Annotated in this window: 13 protein-coding genes; 9 read left to right on the top strand and 4 right to left on the bottom strand. The window is 72.2% G+C overall.

Annotated elements, in window-relative coordinates; translation table 11 throughout:
• Positions 1–38: 38 nt before the first annotated feature.
• The 3 genes from ACFP1K_RS26760 to ACFP1K_RS26750 all read right to left on the bottom strand — a co-directional run bounded on the left by ACFP1K_RS26760 (position 39) and on the right by ACFP1K_RS26750 (position 6226).
• Positions 39–3236 carry a penicillin acylase family protein gene (locus ACFP1K_RS26760; RefSeq protein ID WP_380758214.1) on the bottom strand — a complete coding sequence of 1066 codons (3198 nt, stop codon included), beginning with the start codon at positions 3234–3236 and terminating at the stop codon, positions 39–41.
• A 191-nt stretch (positions 3237–3427) separates the two neighbouring features.
• A complete protein-coding gene (locus ACFP1K_RS26755) occupies positions 3428–4477 on the bottom strand; it encodes a cobalamin-independent methionine synthase II family protein (protein WP_380758212.1) in 1050 nt (349 codons plus the stop codon).
• A gap of 75 nt (positions 4478–4552) precedes the next feature.
• Positions 4553–6226: a class I adenylate-forming enzyme family protein gene (locus ACFP1K_RS26750; protein WP_380758210.1), complete on the bottom strand. Its 1674-nt coding sequence runs from the start codon at positions 6224–6226 to the stop codon at positions 4553–4555.
• 201 nt (positions 6227–6427) lie between these two features.
• Between ACFP1K_RS26750 and argC the strand changes: the two genes are divergently transcribed.
• From argC to ACFP1K_RS26710, 8 genes are all read left to right on the top strand, one after another.
• Positions 6428–7450, top strand: coding sequence for an N-acetyl-gamma-glutamyl-phosphate reductase (gene argC / locus ACFP1K_RS26745; protein ID WP_380758295.1), 1023 nt, complete (start codon positions 6428–6430; stop codon positions 7448–7450).
• Between the two features lie 58 nt (positions 7451–7508).
• Entirely contained in the window at positions 7509–8660 is a 1152-nt protein-coding gene (gene argJ / locus ACFP1K_RS26740) for a bifunctional glutamate N-acetyltransferase/amino-acid acetyltransferase ArgJ (RefSeq protein WP_380758208.1), read from the top strand.
• A complete protein-coding gene (gene argB / locus ACFP1K_RS26735) occupies positions 8657–9571 on the top strand; it encodes an acetylglutamate kinase (protein ID WP_380758206.1) in 915 nt (304 codons plus the stop codon). The genes argJ and argB overlap by 4 nt, the downstream gene beginning before the upstream one ends.
• Complete coding sequence (locus ACFP1K_RS26730; RefSeq protein WP_380758204.1) at positions 9568–10764, top strand: acetylornithine transaminase; 1197 nt, start codon at positions 9568–9570, stop codon at positions 10762–10764. The genes argB and ACFP1K_RS26730 overlap by 4 nt, the downstream gene beginning before the upstream one ends.
• Positions 10761–11690, top strand: a complete 930-nt coding sequence (argF, locus tag ACFP1K_RS26725; RefSeq protein WP_380758202.1) for an ornithine carbamoyltransferase — start codon at positions 10761–10763, stop codon at positions 11688–11690. Before ACFP1K_RS26730 ends, argF begins: the two co-directional genes overlap by 4 nt.
• A complete protein-coding gene (locus ACFP1K_RS26720; RefSeq protein ID WP_380758200.1) occupies positions 11687–12205 on the top strand; it encodes an arginine repressor in 519 nt (172 codons plus the stop codon). The genes argF and ACFP1K_RS26720 overlap by 4 nt, the downstream gene beginning before the upstream one ends.
• 88 nt (positions 12206–12293) lie before the next feature.
• A complete protein-coding gene (argH, locus tag ACFP1K_RS26715; RefSeq protein WP_380758198.1) occupies positions 12294–13751 on the top strand; it encodes an argininosuccinate lyase in 1458 nt (485 codons plus the stop codon).
• Positions 13733–14383 carry a DNA-3-methyladenine glycosylase gene (locus ACFP1K_RS26710; protein WP_380758196.1) on the top strand — a complete coding sequence of 217 codons (651 nt, stop codon included), beginning with the start codon at positions 13733–13735 and terminating at the stop codon, positions 14381–14383. The genes argH and ACFP1K_RS26710 overlap by 19 nt, the downstream gene beginning before the upstream one ends.
• A 61-nt stretch (positions 14384–14444) precedes the next feature.
• On the opposite strand, the gene ACFP1K_RS26705 is transcribed toward ACFP1K_RS26710, so the two are convergent.
• Positions 14445–15689, bottom strand: coding sequence for a hypothetical protein (locus ACFP1K_RS26705; RefSeq protein ID WP_380758194.1), 1245 nt, complete (start codon positions 15687–15689; stop codon positions 14445–14447).
• A 587-nt stretch (positions 15690–16276) separates the two neighbouring features.
• Between ACFP1K_RS26705 and tyrS the strand changes: the two genes are divergently transcribed.
• The gene (tyrS, locus tag ACFP1K_RS26700) at positions 16277–17542 is read left to right on the top strand and encodes a tyrosine--tRNA ligase (protein ID WP_380758192.1); all 1266 of its coding nucleotides are present in this window, start codon (positions 16277–16279) and stop codon (positions 17540–17542) included.
• The last annotated feature ends 704 nt before the right edge of the window (positions 17543–18246 follow it).

Raw genomic sequence — 18246 nt, 5'->3', positions numbered from 1 at the left:
GGCGGCGGCGGACCCGTTCCGCCGCCGCCCTTCCGGCGTCAGCGGGAGTACGCCTCCATCTCGTACAGCGAGTACCCGTAGGACGTGCCGCGCCGCACGCCCTGCATGCGGACGTACCGGGTGTTCACCGGGGCGAACGTCACGTTGTCCACGCCGCCATCCCCGGTGGTGGTGGAGTACACCGTCGTCCAGGCCGACCCGTCGTTGGACACCTGCACGTTGTACGCCGCCCCGTAGGCCGACTCCCAGCGCAGGATCACCCGGGACACCGGCTTGGCCGACCCGAGGTCCACCTGCAGCCACTGGTTGTCGCTGTAGCTGCTGGACCACCGGGTGGACGACGGGTCGCCGTCGATCGCCTTGGCCGCCGTGTGCGAGGTCAGCAGCTGCACGCTGGACGCCCGCGCCGACCCGGCCTGCGCCAGGTTGCCGACCGGGTCGCCGCGGTGCGCCGGGAACGACACGACCTGCTGGTACGTCGGCCGGTTCTGCCACGAGATCAGCGACTGCTTGATCCCGCCGAGCGGCGAGTGCTGGATGGCGTCCGCGCACCACTGGTCGCCCGCCGCGCACACGTCGTCGCCGGGGTAGGTCGTGGCCGCGGGCTCGGCCAGCGCCGCGGACAGGCTGTCCAGCAGCACCGCCCGGCAGCCGGCCACGGTGCCGTCCCCGCAGTACCTGGCGGGCAGCGGCCCGGCCACCGGGTCGCCGAGCACGGACCGCAGGTCCTTGCTGACGTAGCCCCACCAGCCGTACTGGAACGCCGACCCCTTGTGCGCCTGCGCCTCGTTGGCGGAGGTGGGCTGGCCCGCGGAGTCACCCTGCTGGTGCCCGGACGGCGACTCGTTGACCTGCAGGGCGGCCACCAGCGACTGGTACAGGCCGTCGCCGAGACCCGCCCGGAACTGCGCCCGCACCAGCTTCGGCCACCAGGCGTCGAACGCCCGGATGGCGTCGGCGTGCGCGTACGCCTTGCTCCCCGGGGTGGTCTCCAGCCGCTTGTTCCCCGAGGTGTTCCACGCCGACAGCCGGGACACCGCCGCCGACAGCGCCGGATCGGTCACCGGGGCGCTGCCGATGACCCGCAGCAGCAACGGCAGCACCTTCTGGCCGCGCAGGTCGGTGACGGCCGCCTCCGCCATGATCTTCACGGTGCCGGCCTTGTCGAGCTTGCCCGCCCCGGCCAGCGCCGCCTTGACCGGCGCGTCCAGCAGGTCCACGCGGTGCACCGGCCCGAAGCTGAAGTTGCCGTCCGCGGCGCCGTAGTCCTTGGCCTGCTTGTTGTTCCAGCTGACCAGGTAGTCCTGCGACGCGGTCTGCGGATGGGTGGACGGCGCCGTGTACGTCGCGGTGTTGGTGGCCGGGTCGTGGCCCGCCCACTCGTGCGCCGCGTCGGCCGTCATCGGCAGGCTCGGGTCGGCCACCGCCGGGCGGACCGGGACGTTGCCCGACATGAAGTACGCGGCCTGGCTGGAGTTCACGTAGAACCAGTTGAACGCGAACCCGATGGTGGACGCCGAGGCGGTGAACGCCGCCGCGTCGCCCATCTGCGCCGGGTCGTTGAACATCTGGAACCCGATCGCCGAGTCGGCCTCGTGCTTGTAGGTGGACCGCAGGCTGGTGTACGCGGTCGGCTGCCCGCCGACGGTGCCGCGCCAGGTGACCAGGCCGTACTTGGTGCGCTTGATCACCAGGTCGTACGAGCCCTGCGGCGTGGAGTCGGCGACGTTCGGCCGCCAGGAGTTGGTCTTCCTCAGCGTCTCCATCGCGGTGCAGGTGCCGTGGTAGAGGTAGTGGTCGGAGTCGACGGTGGCGGTGCCGCCCGCTGGGTCGCACAGCCGCACCGCGTAGGTGTCGGTGATGTCCTGCCCGGCGGAGGTGGCGCTCCAGGCGTAGTCGGTGCCCCGGCCGAGCAGCACGTACAGGTTGAGCCCGGAGAAGGCCACGCCGCGCGCCCGGATGCCGGGCCCGGACAGCTCCTGCAGCATCAGCAGCTGCGGCGCGAAATAGCCGGTCTGCGGCCCGAACACCGCGATCGGGTGCCCGGTGGACGACTCGGCCGCCGAGATCACCACGGCGTTGGACATGCCCGGCTTGGAGTTGTCCACCAGCAGGCCGTCCATCACGCCCTTGGCCGAGGACGCCGACGCGGGCGTGGTCGCCGACCCGCTCTCGTTCTGGGTGATGTCCACCGGCCCGGTGGTGGCCGGGTCGGGCAGCACGACCCCGGTGGCGCCGGGCGCGGCGCCGAACGGGAAGCTCTGGCCGTTGTGCAGGGTCAGCGTGGTCTCCGGGTCGTTCTGCGACCGGAACGCCGCCCACGCCTGGTCGCCCGCCGCGGTGCCGTACCGGGCCCGCGCGGCGACCCTGGCCAGCGCGGACCGCATCTCCGCGCCGCCGCCCCCGCCGAACAGGCCGCCGATCACACCGGCCACCGCGATCAGGTCGGTCATGGTGAAGTCCACCGGGCCGCCCGCGTTGGTGATGGCGTCCAGGTGCCCGGTCAGCACGTACTCGCCGGGGCAGTTGCGGTCGGCCATGCAGCGGTCGATGTAGGCGTTGATCCCGGCGATGTAGTCGCGCACGTCGTCGTACAGCTGCGCGCCGCGCGGCCCCGAGTCGCGCAGGCGGTCGATCTGGGCCTGGAGGTCGGCCTCGGTGTAGGGGGAGTTGAGCCAGACGCTCTGCTCCAGCGCCCGGTTGCCGGGGGCGCCGCCGGCGAACGGCGTCAGCTCGCCCCGGCCGACGTGCCGCATCAGGTCCATCAGCCACAGCCGGTCCTGCGCCCCGGCGTACCCGGCGCCGAACATGGTGCCCGTACGGGTGGTGCCGGTGATGTGCGGCACTCCGGTGGCGCGGTCCCTGACGATGGTGACGTCGGCGCGCGGGCTGACGGTGCTCTCCGCCTGCCCGGCGGGCACGCCGAACGACGCGTCGTTGAAGAACCGGGCGATCTGGTCGCCGGTCAGGCCCGTGTAGCCGGAGATGAGGTCTGCGTACCTGCCGAGCTGGTCGCCGGCGTGGCGGGGCATCGTGCCGAGCGCCTGGTTGGCCAGGATCTCGACGAGGGTGGCGTTGCCGTTCTGCCCCGGCGGCAGCACGTCCGCGCACTCGCCGACGCAGTAGTCGTCCGGCGTGTAGTAGGTGGCCGCGGAGGCGGGCACGACGGGGGATGCCAGCGTGACGACCACCAGAGCCGAGGCCACGGTGAGCGCCCGCCGGAGGCGTGCGTGCATGGGAGGACCCCCAAGAACATGAGGCGTGCTCGAATCTTGGGAGGAACATACGTCCGCGCCAACACCGGATCAATGGCCGATGTGCGTAAATCCCCAGATGTCCTGACTCGATGTCAACCGCGATGCCCGGACCTGCGGAGACCCGTATCAGGGGTCCCCGCGGGCCCGGCACGTTCACGGCGTCCCGGCGGTCACACGCCGAGCCGCGCCGAGGCGAGGGCGGTGCCCTCCACCCGTGCGGCGATCTTGGCGAACGCGATCTCCCGGGAGGTCGAGGTGTCGTCGGCGAACGGGGAGAAGCCGCAGTCGTCGCAGGTACCGAGCCGCTCCACCGGCAGGTGGCGGGCGGCGGCCAGCACCCGGTCGCGCACCTGCTCCGGCGTCTCCACCTGCGGGTCGATCGGGTCGGTGACGCCGACGAACACGGTGGCTCCCGGCGGCAGGTGGGCGGCGACGATCTCCAGCACCCGGTCGGGCTCCGGCTCGCTCGCCAGCTGGACGTAGAAGTTGCCCGCGCGCAGTCCGAACAGCTTGGGCAGCAGACCCGCGTAGTCGACGTCCGCGCTGTGCGTGGAGTCCTGGTCGCCGCCCGGGCAGGTGTGCACGCCGATGCGGGCGCGCTCGGCCTCGGTGAACCGGTCGAGCACCAGGTTGTTCAGCGCGACGAAGTCGTCCAGCAGGCCGCCGCTCGGATCGAGCTTCAGCGACAGCCGTCCCTCGGTGAAGTCGAGCTGCACCACGTGCGCCCCGGCGTCCAGGCAGCCGCGGATGTCGGCCTCGGCCTCGGCGAGCAGGTCGTCGACGAACGCCTTGCGGGGATAGCCCTCGATGCCGTCCGCCGGGTACAGCAGGCTCAGCGCGGACGGCGCGATGACGGCCTGCTTGACCGGCAGGGCGGTGTGCTCGCGCGCGGCGCGCAGATAGGCGTCGGCGTGCACCTGGTAGCGGAACGGCCCGGCGGTCAGCCGCGGCAGCTGCCGGGTGTGGCCGTCGGCGAACGGGATGACCGCGCCGTCGGGGGCGAGGCCGGCCATGCCGGTGATGGGATAGGTGGCGAAACTCGGCTTGGACTGCTCGCCGTCCACCAGGACGGGGCAGCCGATGGCCTCGAGTCTGCTGATCGTGTCGGCGACCGCCGCGGCCTGCGCGGCGGCGAGCTCGGTCTCCCCGCCGCCGGACATGGCGGCGAGGAGGGCGGGGGGTCGGGGGATGCTGCCGATCGGTTCGGTCGGGATGCCCATGGCAGCAGCCTAGATAACGATCTGTTGGCCATCAATGATCTGTGGGTGGCCGGAGGAGGACCGGGGTTCCTGGAGTCACAACCCCAGGGTCTCCTTGCGCAGATGCGTCTTGAGGATCTTGCCGCCGGGGTTGCGCGGCAGCTCGGCCTCGCGGAACCAGAACCTCACCGGGATCTTGAACGGCGCCAGGGTGCCGCCGAGGAACGCCCTGAGCTCCTCCCCGGTCGCGGACGTGCCCTGCTTGAGGCGGACCACCGCGCCCACCTGCTCGCCGAACTCGTCGTCCGGGATGCCGATCACCGCGACGTCGTCGACGGCCGGGTGCTCGTACAGCGCGGCCTCCACCTCGGCGCAGTAGACGTTCTCCCCGCCCCTGATCAGCATGTCCTTGGCCCGGTCGACGATGAAGACGTAGCCCTCCTCGTCCACCCTGGCGAGGTCGCCGGTGTGCAGCCACCCGCCGACGAAGGTCTGCGCGGTCTCCTGCGGCCGGTTCCAGTACCCCGCGATCACGCCGGGCCCGCGCACGCACAGCTCGCCGACCCCGCCCACCGGCACCTCGTGGCCGAGCGGGTCGCGGATCTCCACGTCGCAGACGGCGACCGGCAGGCCGACGCTGTCCGGCCGGGACAGGTAGCCGGGGCCGCCGTTGAAGATGGCCAGCGCGGTCGTCTCGGTCATGCCGTACCCGTTGGACGCCTGCCGCTTCGGCAGCTGGTCGCCGATGCGCTCCAGCAGCTTGGGCGGGGCGGGCGCGCCGCCGTAGCTGATCCCGCCGAGGCTGGAGATGTCGTACTTGTCGAAGTCGGGGTGGGAGAGCAGCTGCCAGGCGCTGGTCGGCACGCCGGTGATGATGGTGATCTTCTCCCGCTCGATGAGCCGCAGCGCCTGCCCGGCGTCCCAGCGGTACATCAGCACCAGCCCGCCGCCGGTGAACATGGCGGGCAGCATGACGGCGAAGCAGCCGGTGACGTGGAACAGCGGCACGGCCAGCAGGATGATCCGCCGCCCGCCCGCCGCCGTGGCGGGGTCCTTGCCCGCCATGGCCACGCTGCGCAGGGTGGAGTAGGCGACCGTCATCGGCGCCTGGCCGAGGTTGCGGTGGCTGGCCAGCGCGCCCTTGGGGTTGCCGGTGGTGCCGGAGGTGTAGAAGATCGTCGCCGGGTCCTCCGGGCCGATCTCCGCCGGCGGCAGCGTGACGTCGCCGCCCGGCTCGCCGATCACCTCGGCCAGGTCCCCGGCCCCCGGCGGCAGCTCCCCGGCGGGCCGGGTGACGATCAGCGCGGCGGGGCTGTCGCGCAGCCGCTCGGCCCGCTCGCCGTCGGCGATGACCACCTTGGCCCCGGAGTCGCGCACGCCGTACTCCAGCTCGGGCGCGGTCCACCAGGCGTTGAGCGGCACGGCCACCGCGCCGATCGCCAGCACGGCGGAGAACGAGACCACCCATTCGGGGTAGTTGCGCATGGCGATGGCCACCCGGTCACCCTTGCCGACGCCGTAGTCCCCGGCCAGGCGGGTGGCCAGCGCCGCCGACCGGCGGTAGTGCTCCTCGTAGGTGATCCGCTCGTCCTCGTACACCAGGAACACCTGCTCGCCGTGGCCGCGGCTGCTCTCCAGCATGGCCCGGTAGGTGGCGGGCGCGTGTTTCCACGTCCTGACGTGCACGCCGCGGATCTCGACCTCGTCCATCTCGAAGAGCTGGCCCGGGCCGGTGAGCATCGCCAGGACCTGGTCGTGAGTGACAGTCATACGCGGTTGACTCCCGGGTCGTGAGTGGTTGCCGGTGCCTCACCGCCGAGGATACCGACCGGTTGGTACGCACAACAGAGGCTTCTTCCGTTTCTACCCGTCCGCGGCCTGCCGCACTTGCATGAAGATTCTTGGTGATGCATACTCACTCGGTAACAAAAAGCATGAGGGTGGACGCATGCGCAGACGGGGGTAGGGATGATGAAGGCGGCGGTCGCCGGGGCCAGCGGATACGCCGGAGGCGAGCTGCTTCGCCTCCTCCTCGGCCACCCGGCGATCGAGATCGGCGCGCTCACCGCGGGAGCCAGCGCCGGCAGCGTGCTCGGCGCGCACCAGCCCCACCTTCCCGCGCTGGCCGATCGCACGCTCCAGGAGACCACCCCGGAGACGCTCGGCGGCCACGACGTGGTCTTCCTGGCCCTGCCGCACGGCCGCTCCGCCGCCGTCGCCGAGAAGCTCGGCGAGGGCACTCTGGTGGTCGACTGCGGCGCCGACTTCCGCCTGGCCGACCCCGCCGCGTGGACGGCCTTCTACGGCGGCACCCACGCCGGCACCTGGCCGTACGGCCTGCCCGAGCTGCCCGGCCGGCGCGAGGTGCTGCGCGGCGCCCGGCGGATCGCGGTGCCCGGCTGCTACCCCACCTCGGCCACCCTCGCGCTGTTCCCGGCGTTCGCGGCGGGCCTCGCCGAGCCGGACGTCGTCGTGGTCGCCGCCAGCGGCACCTCGGGCGCCGGGCGCGACCCCAAGCCCCACCTTCAGGGCAGCGAGGTCATGGGCTCGGCGACCGCCTACGGCGTCGGCGGGGTCCACCGCCACACCCCCGAGATGGAGCAGAACCTCTCCCAGGTCGCGGGCAGGCCGGTCACGGTGTCCTTCACCCCGGTCCTCGCCCCCATGAGCCGCGGCATCCTCGCCACCTGCACCGCCCCGGCCGTGCCCGGCCTCACCGCGGCCGCGCTGCGCGAGGCGTACGCGGCGGCGGTCAAGGACGAGCCGTTCGTGCGGCTGCTGCCCGAGGGCACCTGGCCCGCCACCGCGATGACCCTCGGCGCCAACACCGCCGCGCTCCAGGTGACGCTGGACGAGCGCGCGGGGCGCGTCGTCGCCGTCATCGCCATCGACAACCTGACCAAGGGCACCGCGGGCGGGGCGGTGCAGAGCGCCAACCTCGCCCTCGGCCTGGCAGAAGAACTCGGCCTTCCTCTCAATGGAGTAGCCCCGTGAGTCAGCCCCGTCCCCACACGGCAACCGCCCCCCTCACCCGCGACGGGGGTGAGCGGGCATGAGTGTCACCGCCCCCCTCGGGTTCCGCGCGGCAGGCGTCCCGGCCGGCCTGAAGTCCGGCGGCGCCCGCGACCTGGCCCTGGTCGTCAACGACGGCCCCTCCCGGGCCGCGGCCGGGGTGTTCACCCGCAACCGCGTCAAGGCCGCGCCGGTCCTGTGGTCCGAGCAGGTCCTCACCGGCGGCCGGGTCAAGGCCGTCGTGCTCAACTCCGGCGGCGCCAACGCCTGCACCGGCCCGATCGGCTTCCAGGACACCCACGCCACCGCCGAGAAGGTCGCCGCCGTCCTCGGCGACTCCGCCGGCGAGGTCGCCGTCTGCTCCACCGGCCTGATCGGCGAGCGGCTGCCCATCGACGCCCTGCTCGCCGGCATCGACGACGTGGCCTCCCAGCTCACCCGGGACGGCGGCCTGGCCGCCGCCGACGCCATCCGCACCACCGACACCGTCACCAAGATCGCCTTCCGGCGCGGCAGCGGCTACATGGTGGGCGGCATGGCCAAGGGCGCCGGCATGCTCGCCCCCGCCATGGCCACCATGCTCAGCGTCATCACCACCGACGCCGACGTGTCCGCCGCCGAGCTGGACCGCGTGCTGCGCCGCGCCGTCTCCGTCACCTTCGACCGGCTCGACACCGACGGCTGCATGTCCACCAACGACACCGTGCTGCTGCTCGCCAGCGGCGCCGCCGCGGTGTCCCCCGACGCCGCGGAGTTCGAGAAGCGGGTCACCGAGGTCTGCGCCGACCTCGCCAGGCAGCTCCTGGTGGACGCCGAGGGCGCCACCAAGGCCATCGCCATCGAGGTCGTCGGCGCCGCCCACGAGGACGACGCCGTGACCGTCGGCCGCGCCGTCGCCAGGTCCAGCCTGCTCAAGTGCGCCATCCACGGCGAGGACCCCAACTGGGGCCGCGTGCTGTCCGCCGTCGGCACCACCGACGCGGTCTTCGAGCCCGGCCGCGTCAACGTCGCCATCAACGGCATCTGGGTCTGCCGGGCCGGCGCCGCCGGCGACGACCGCGCCAAGGTCGACCTGCGGCCCCGCGACGTCACCATCACCATCGACCTGTCGGCCGGGACGCGCTCGGCGACCGTGCACACCACGGACCTCACCGCCGACTACGTCCACGAGAACTCGGCGTACTCCACATGAGCGCGGACACCGGCACCGACATCGGGGCACACGCCAAGGCGGCCGTGCTGATCGAGGCGCTGCCCTGGCTGCGGCGCCTGCGCGGCCAGACCGTCGTGGTCAAGTACGGCGGCCACGCCATGACCGACGACGCGCTGCGCCACGGCTTCGCCGACGACATGGTGTTCCTGCTGCACGCCGGCCTGCGGCCGGTGATCGTGCACGGCGGCGGCCCGCAGATCAACGCCCAGCTCGACCGGCTCGGCATCGCGTCCACCTTCACCGCCGGGCTGCGGGTCACCACGCCCGAGGCCATGCAGGTGGTCCGCATGGTGCTGGTCGGCCAGGTCAACCGCGACGTCGTCGGCGCGATCAACCGGCACGGCCCGTTCGCGGTCGGCATGTCCGGCGAGGACGCCCGCCTGTTCACCGCCGAGCGCAAGCACGCCGAGGTGGACGGCGAGAAGATCGACATCGGCCAGGTCGGCGAGATCGTCGAGGTGGAGCCCGGCGCCGTGAAGGCCCTGCTGGACAACGGCCGCATCCCGGTGGTGTCCTCGGTCGCCCGCGGCGAGGACGGCGAGGTCTACAACGTCAACGCCGACACCGCCGCCGCCGCGCTGGCCGTCGCGCTCGGCGCCGCCAAGCTCGTCATGCTCACCGACGTCGAGGGCCTGTACGCCCAGTGGCCGGCCCCCGGCGACGGCGAGCCGGCGCAGGTGATCAGCCGGGTGACCGCCGGGGAACTGGCCGCCATGCTGCCCGGCCTGTCCAGCGGCATGGTGCCCAAGATGGAGGCGTGCCTGGCCGCCGTCACCGGCGGCGTGCCGCGCGCCCACGTGCTGGACGGCCGGGTGCCGCACTCGGTGCTGCTCGAGGTATTCACGGACGAGGGGATCGGAACCATGGTGCTCCCGGAGGTGCAATCGTGAACACGAACGACCCCGCCGATCTGCGGGCCCGGCACGCCGCCGCGTTCATGCCCAACTACGGCGTGCCACCCGTGGCGCTGGTGCGCGGCGAGGGCGCCTACGTCTGGGACGAGGCCGGCGCCCGCTACCTCGACCTGATCGCCGGCATCGCGGTCAGCTCGCTCGGCCACGCCCACCCCGCGCTGGCCGAGGCCGTGTCCCGGCAGGTGGCCACGCTCGCCCACAGCTCCAACCTTTTCGTCAACGAGCCCGAGGTGCTGCTCGCCGAGCGGCTGCTCGGCCTGCTCGGCGCCCCCGGCAGGGTCTTCCTCGCCAACTCCGGCACCGAGGCCAACGAGTGCGCCCTCAAGCTCGTCCTCAAGCACGGCGGCGCCACCGGCCGCGGCTACGTCGTCGCCGCCGAGAACGGCTTCCACGGCCGCACCCTCGGCGCCCTGTCGCTCACCGGCAAGGCGTCCATCCGCGACCAGTTCGGCCCGTTCCCCATCGACGTGCGCTTCGTTCCTTACGGCGACGCCGACGCGCTCAAGCAGGCCGTCACCGGCGAGTGCGCCGGGGTGTTCCTGGAACCCACCCAGGGCGAGGCCGGCGTCGTGCCGCCGCCCGCCGGGTACATGACCGCCGCCCGCGAGATCTGCGACGCCACCGGCGCCCTGCTGGTGCTCGACGAGATCCAGTCCGCGATCGGCCGCACCGGCCACTGGTTCGCCCACCAGCACGACGGCATCGTGCCCGACGTGCTGACCCTGGCCAAGGGCCTCGGCGGCGGCCTGCCCGTCGGCGCCTGCGTGGGCTTCGGCCCCGCCGGCACGCTGTTCGCCAAGGGCGACCACGGCTCCACCTTCGGCGGCAACCCCGTCGCCTCCGCCGCGGCGCTCGCCGTCCTCGACACCATCGACCGCGACGGGCTGCTCGCCCACGTCCGCGCCACCGGCGACCACCTGGCCGAGGGCCTGACCTCCGTCGGTCACCCGCTGCTGGCCGGGGTGCGCGGCCGCGGCCTGTGGCGGGCCGCGGTGCTGACCGCACCGCTGGCCGGGCAGGTGCAGGAGGCCGCCCAGCGGGCCGGGTTCCTCGTCAACGCCGTCCAGCCCGACGCCGTGCGCATCGCCCCGCCGCTGATCGTCACGGCCCCGCAGATCGACACCTTCCTCCAGGCGCTGCCGGCGATACTCACGGAGGCGACCCAGTGAACGGAGCCGTACGGCACTTCCTGCGCGACGACGACCTCGCGCCGCACGAGCAGGCCGAGGTGCTCGACCTCGCCGAGGTCATGAAGAAGGACCGCTTCGGCCACCGGCCGTTCGAGGGCCCGATGACGGTGGCCGTGCTGTTCGACAAGCACTCCACCCGCACCCGCATCTCGTTCGCCGTCGGCGTCGCCGAACTCGGCGGCCATCCGCTGATCATCGAGACCGGCGGCTCCCAGATGGGCCGGGGCGAGCTCGTCGAGGACACCGCCCGCGTGCTGTCCCGCCAGGTCGCCGCGATCGTCTGGCGCACGTTCGGCCAGGACCGCATGGAGGCCATGGCCTCGGCCTCCACCGTCCCCGTCGTCAACGCCCTCACCGACCTGTTCCACCCCTGTCAGGTCCTCGCCGACCTGCTCACCGTGCGCGAGCACCAGGGCCCCCTCACCGGGCGCACCCTGACCTACCTCGGGGACGGCGCCAACAACATGGCCCACTCCTACCTGCTCGGCGGCGCCACCGCCGGCATGCACGTCCGGATCGCCGCCCCCGTGGCCTACCAGCCCGACGAGCTGATCGTGGAGCGGGCCGCCGAGATCGCGGCCGGCACCGGCGGCTCCGTCACCGTCCTCACCGACGCGGCCGCCGCCGCGGCGGGCACCCACGTGCTCGCCACCGACACCTGGGTGTCGATGGGGCAGGACGGCAAGGAGGAACGCGCCGCCGCGTTCGCGCCCTACCAGGTCAACTCCGAACTCGCCGAGGTGGCCGCCCCCGACGCCATCGTCCTGCACTGCCTGCCCGCCTACCGCGGCATGGAGATCAGCGCCGACCTGCTCGACGGCCCACGCGGCAGCGCCGTGTGGGACCAGGCCGAGAACCGCCTCCACGCCCAGAAGGCGCTGCTGCACTGGCTGGTGACCCGATGAGCATCTCGGTCACCAAGGCCGGCCGGCTCGCGAAGATCGCCGAGCTGGTCGACCGGCACCAGGTCAGATCCCAGCCCGAACTCGCCCGCCTCCTCGCCGAGAGCGGCGTCGAGGTCACCCAGGCCACGCTGTCGCGCGACCTGGACGAGCTCGGCGCGCTGAAGCTGCGCGCCGACGACGGCTCGCTGGTGTACGCGCTGCCCGGCGAGGGCGGAGCCCGCATCCCCCTGGCCCGTACCGGCGGCGGCGAGACCCCCGCCGCCCGGCTGCGGCGGGTGGCCGAGGAGTTCCTGGTGTCCGCCGCCGCGTCGGCGAACCTCGTGATCGTCCGCACGCCGCCCGGCGCCGCGCAGTTCCTCGCCTCCGCGCTCGACCACGCCGACTGGGCGTCCATCCTCGGCACCGTCGCCGGCGACGACACGATCCTGGTGATCAGCCGGGACCCCGCGGGCGGGGACGAGTTGGCGGAGGCCCTGCTGAGGCTGACCGAGCGGCGGGGGCAGCAACCGGCGTGAACGTGAGCCCCCCGCCGCGTCCGGACCGGCCGGCGGGGCGGGATTGGGCTAGGGTCGCGGATTGAGCATTGAGATGGGGAAAAGGAGAATGGTGGCTGAGGGTGGCAAGCCCATGCGGTTGTGGGGCGGCAGATTCGAAGGCGGCCCGGCGGACGCGCTGACCAGGTTGTCCGTCAGCGTGCAGTTCGACTGGCGTCTCGCGCCGTACGACCTGCTCGCGTCACGGGCGCACGCGCGCGTGCTCCACCAGGCGGGGCTGCTGACCGCCGAGGAGCTCGACCGCATGATCGGCGCGCTGGACGACCTCGACCGCGCCTGCGCGTCGGGGACGTTCCGCCCCACCGTGGCCGACGAGGACGTGCACACCGCCCTGGAGCGCGGCCTGCTCGAACGCCTCGGCGTGCTCGGCGGCAAACTACGCGCCGGGCGCAGCCGCAACGACCAGGTCGCCACCGACCTGCGCCTCTACCTGCGCGACCACGTCCGCCTCATCGTGTCCCGGCTGGTCGAGCTGGAGACCGCGCTCATGGCCCAGGCCGAGGAGCACGCGGCCACCGCCGCGCCCGGCATGACCCACCTGCAGCACGCCCAGCCGGTGTCGTTCGGCCACCAGCTGCTCGCCCACGTGCACGCCCTGGCCCGCGACGCCGACCGGCTGCGCGACTGGGACAGGCGGGCCGCGGTCTCCCCCCTCGGCGCGGGCGCGCTCGCGGGATCGTCCCTGCCGCTGGACCCCCAGGCCGTCGCCGAGGAGCTCGGCTTCACCTCGGCCGCCCAAAACTCCATGGACGCCGTCGCCGACCGCGACTTCGCCGCCGAGTTCCTGTTCTGCGCGGCCATGATCGGCGTCCACCTGTCCCGGCTGGGCGAAGAGGTCGTCCTGTGGGCCTCCCAGGAGTTCCGCTGGATCGAGATGGACGACGCCTACTCCACCGGCTCGTCGATCATGCCGCAGAAGAAGAACCCCGACGTCGCCGAGCTGGCCCGCGGCAAGGCCGGCCGCCTCATCGGCGACCTCGTGTCGCTGCTCACCACCCTCAAGGGCCTGCCGCTCACCTACAACCGCGACCTGCAGGAGGACAAGGAGCCGGTGTTCGACGCCGTCGACACCCTGCTGCTGGTCCTGCCCGCCGTGTCCGGGCTGATCGCCACCATGCGGGTCAACACCGCGCGGCTGGAGTCCTCGGCCCCCGACGGCTTCGCCCTGGCCACCGACCTCGCCGAGCTGCTGGTACGCAGGGGCGTGCCGTTCCGCGACGCCCACGAGGCCGTCGGCCACCTGGTCGTCTGGTGCCAGGTCAACGACACCACCCTGGAACGGCTCACCGAAGAGGACCTCGCCAAGATCTCGCCCCACTTCGCCACGGCCGCGGACACCGGCCCCGGCGGCGAGCCGCTGCCCGGCCCCCTCGACGTGCTCAACGTCCAGGGCGCCCTGGCGTCCCGCAAGGCCCACGGGGGCACCGCCCCGGACCGCGTGCGGGACCAGCTCTGCGCGCTCCGCGAGACCGTCGACGGCCAGGCGGCGTGGGCGAGCGGATCCTAGACCGGGAGTTCTTCGCCCGGCCCGCGCCCGAGGTGGCCCCCGGACTCCTCGGCCGGGTGCTCGTGCACGGGCCGGTCGCCGTGCGCCTCACCGAGGTGGAGGCGTACGGCCCGCCGGGCGAGGACCCCGCCTCCCACACCTACCGGGGCCGCACCCCCCGCAACGCCGTGATGTTCGGCCCGCCCGGCCACCTGTACGTCTACTTCACCTACGGCATGCACTTCTGCGCCAACCTGGTGTGCATGCCCGAGGGCAGGGGGTCGGGCGTGCTGCTGCGCGCCGGCGAGGTCGTCGACGGCATCCCCGAGGCGCGGAGCCGCAGGCACCGGCGCGGCACCGACGCCCCGCTGTCCGGCGCGGGCCGCCCCATCCCGGACCGCGACCTGGCCCGCGGCCCGGCCCGCCTGGCCGTCGCCCTCGGCATCGCCCGCGAGCACAACGGCCTGGACTGCTGCATCGACGGCGCGTCCCCGCGGATCCTCGCGGGCACCCCCGCCGCCCCCGCGTCCGTCTGGTCCGGCCCCCGCACCGGCGTGTCCAGCGCCGCCGACGTACCCTGGCGCTTCTGGATCGACGGCGACCCCACCGTGTCGCCGTACCGCAAGCACGTGCCGCGCACCCGGCCCACCTGAGCCCGCCCGGATTAGCCGGATGAGGAAGGGAGGCCGGTGGGCACGCGCACCGGCCTCCCGGTCAACCGGTCACCAGGGCGATCCCCGGGAAGGCGATGGTCGCGTTGCTCCACGGTGAGTAGTACAGCCTCCAGGAGCAGATGCGGCCGGTGGTGACGTAGCCGGTGCAGGGCACCTGCGAAGCGGTGTCGATGGCGGTGATGGTGCCCAGCCCGTACTGCTGCGTGGTCTGAGTCGGTTCGGGCGTCTCCACCGGGCCGCCGCTGTCACCCTGACCGGCCGCGTTCTTGTGTGAGGTGTTCTCCACCAGGACCATGCCGTAGATCACGTAGCCCACGTTGATCGTGACGTTGGTCGCGATGATCCGGCAGATACAGACGGTGCCCGAATAGGCGCCGGTGGTGCACACGGACATGCCCGGATAGGAGCCGGTGACGCCGACGACAGGGTTGCTCCACTCGGGAGTCAGAGGAAGGGGAGGGCTGGGGTAGTTGTTGTTCCAGACCCGGCCCGCGGCGTTCGCGGTGATCAGTGACACGTCACGGCTGGGGACGGAGGCGGCGATCGGGCCGATCGGCTCTCCGGTCGGGTCGGTGACGACCTGCCCGGGCGAGCCGCAGTGGGCCGAGCTCAGCATCCGGGTCGCCCCGCCGTAGGTGACCGCGAGGCCCGTGGTACAGCCGCTCTGGGTGGTGGCGTTGCGCATGGCCGCACCGGACCACCAGGGCGGGGAGTCGTTCCAGCGGCTGGCCAGGGCCGGTGTGACGCCGGCCTCCAGGGTGACCGGTACCGCCGAGGCGGCGATCTTCGCGAGGGCCGGGCCGCCGGCGGCGACCGAGACCTTCAGGCCCGAACCGTCGGCGTTCGGCGCGACCGCGGTGATCGCGCCGCCGGACGCGCGGATCAGGTGGTTCGCCTCACGCTCCAGTTCGCGGGCCGAGTAGGCGGCGGGCAGCACGCTGACGGGCACGTCGCGGCGCAGGCCTTCGACCAGGCGGCCGATGCTCGCGGGGGTGTCGCCCTTCCAGTAGACGCGCAGTTCGCGTGTCTCCGGCGCCACCACGATGCCGCCGAGCCCGGCACCGCCCAATGCCTCGGCGGCGGCGGTGACGCGGTCGGCGGCCTTGGCCAGCTTCTCCTGGGTGGCCAGGAGATCCTTCCAGGAGGCGAAGCCGCCGGGAACGGTGCCGGCCGGCTCGACGGCCCGGGTGGCGGTGTCCTCGGCCGGGCCGGGAGTGGGTGCCGCGGCGGCCGGGGCGGGGCCGAGCCCGGCCACGATGAGGACGACTCCCAGCGCCGCCGCCATACGGCGGGGGGAACTCGGGGCTCTTGCGGTGCGCAGAGGGGATGTCACGTCGATGCCGCTCTCTGTCGGGCCTGCGGGGACGCATCCGATATTTCTCGCATTTACCGTTTAATCAATGCCTTGACGCTATATTTCTGATCTGGTAAAGCGGCATAGTCGGACAGTCCATTGCCGGGATTCCGGCTTCACGGTTACGGACACACGGTCCCGGCCCGGCCCGTCAATGAAAGTGATTGACCTTTGACCCGATATCACGGTGAAGCCGCAGGTGACGGCGTGTGACGGATATCGATCCAGAACGAGCCGGCGCCCGCGCGGATACGGATCGATGAGGGAATCGGGCGGTAATCCCGGCTCGGCCGCCGGCCATGAATCCCTGGTGCCGACGCTCAATCACAATTGATCCCACGGCCCGGACCGGGCCGCTTCGACGCGCCCGCCGTCCCGGCGAAGGGGGCCGCCTCCGCGAGGCCGCGCCCCCGCCCGCCCGCAGGCAATCGTGTGGCGGAATGATGAGATGATCGGGCAGTCTCGTCCCAGACGAGCCGTACGAACGTCCAGCACACGAACTCAGGAAGTACGAGACCGTGACCGAGATCCTCGATGACCTTGCGTGGCGCGGCCTGATCGCGCAGTCCACCGATATCGACGCCCTGCGGGCGGCGATGGCCGAAGGTCCGATCACGGTCTATTGCGGCTTCGACCCGACCGCGCCGTCCCTGCACGTCGGCAACCTCGTCCCGCTGCTCGCCCTCACCCGCATCCAGCGGGCCGGGCACCACGCGATCGGGCTGGTCGGCGGGGCCACCGGCCTGATCGGCGACCCCAGCGGCAAGAGCGAGGAGCGCTCGCTCAACTCCGCCGACGTGGTCGCCGAGTGGGTCAGGCGGATCCGGGTCCAGGTCGAGAAGTTCCTCGACCTCTCCGAGGAGTCGGGGTCGGTCCTGGTGAGCAACCTCGACTGGACCTCCGGCATGTCGGCCATCGACTTCCTGCGGGACGTCGGCAAGCACTTCCCGGTGAACCGCATGCTGGCCCGCGAGTCGGTGTCGGCGCGGCTGGCGGGGGAGGGGCTCAGCTACACCGAGTTCAGCTACCAGATCCTCCAGGCCAACGACTACCTCGAACTGCATCGCAGATACGGGTGCACGCTGCAGATCGGCGGCAGCGACCAGTGGGGGAACATCACGGCCGGCTGCGACCTGATCCGCCGCACCGCGGGCTCCCACGTGCACGCCCTCACCGTGCCGCTGATCACCAAGGCCGACGGCACGAAGTTCGGCAAGACCGCCGGGGGAGCGGTGTGGCTGGATCCCGCGCTCACCTCGCCGTACGCCTTCTACCAGTTCTGGTTGAACTCCGACGACCGCGACGTGGTGAAGTTCCTCAAGATCTTCAGCTTCCGGTCCAGGGACGAGATCGAGGCCCTGGAGAAGAGCCTCTCCGAACGCCCCGCCGCCCGTGAGGCCCAGCGCGCGCTCGCCGAAGAGTTCACCACTCTCCTGCACGGCGCCGAAGAGTGCGCCGCGGTCATCGCCGCGTCCCGTGCCCTGTTCGGCCAGGGTTCCCTGACCGACCTCCCCGAGCAGACCCTGGCCGCCGCCCTGTCGGAGGTCCCGCACGCCACCGTGCCCGCCCTCGGCGCCCCCCTGGTCGACCTCATGGTCGAGTCGGGCCTGGCCGAGAGCAAGTCCGCCGCCCGCCGCGCCATCAAGGAGGGCGGGGCGTACGTCAACAACGTCAAGATCACCGACGAGGCCCACATCCCCGTGGCCGAGGACCTGATCCACTCCCGTTTCCTGGTCCTGCGCCGCGGCAAGCGCTCCACCGGCGCCATCCACGTGGCCTCCTGACACCGCACCACGGACCCCGTATCCCCTGTCGGTCAGGGGGTGCGGGGTCTCGCCATGGTGACAGTCGTATGACGGGTCCGAGACGCTTTAGTCATCGGAGGATTCAGTGCACGTGATCGGGGGGACGCGGATTTGACGGAGCTTCGATCGACGCTTAATGTTCTCTACGCCCCACGGGACAGACGGGCTGCCGACACCGGCGCCTGACCCCAGGGGATCCCGATCACGCGACTCCGGATCAGCCGTCTCCGACGAAGGATCCGGACCTGCCGTGACGCCCAGCCGGAGACCGGTCCGAACTTTTTACCCAGTTCGGTTGGACTCGGGGAGGGCAAGGGAGTAAGTTAGAAGGGTTGCTCTGAAGGCAGGAGCGGCCCGATAGCTAGCGGTTCGGGCGGTTTGTGTCAGATCGGAAGGTTTGACACGGTTGACCCGGGTGGCTAGTATGGATCAGCGAGATGTACGCCCCGGACGGGGTTCGGGCCTTCGGGTCTGGATCGCGACGGTGTACGCGTCCGTTTCTTGAGAACTCAACAGTGTGCTAAAAGCCAGTGCATGAATATGCATGAACCCCGTCCCTTGGGGTGCCTGTGTTGTGCAGGTGTTCTGGGGATGGTTTTCCTTTGATGAGGCATTTCCGTGTAGCGCGGGGGTGTCTTGCTTGGATTGTTCTTCAGACATTGTTTGGAGAGTTTGATCCTGGC

It is taken from the genome of Sphaerisporangium aureirubrum (genome assembly GCF_042658925.1).
Taxonomy (GTDB): domain Bacteria; phylum Actinomycetota; class Actinomycetes; order Streptosporangiales; family Streptosporangiaceae; genus Sphaerisporangium; species Sphaerisporangium aureirubrum.
Note: the sequence above shows the minus strand (reverse complement) of the source record. Positions and strands in the feature narration are given on the sequence as shown.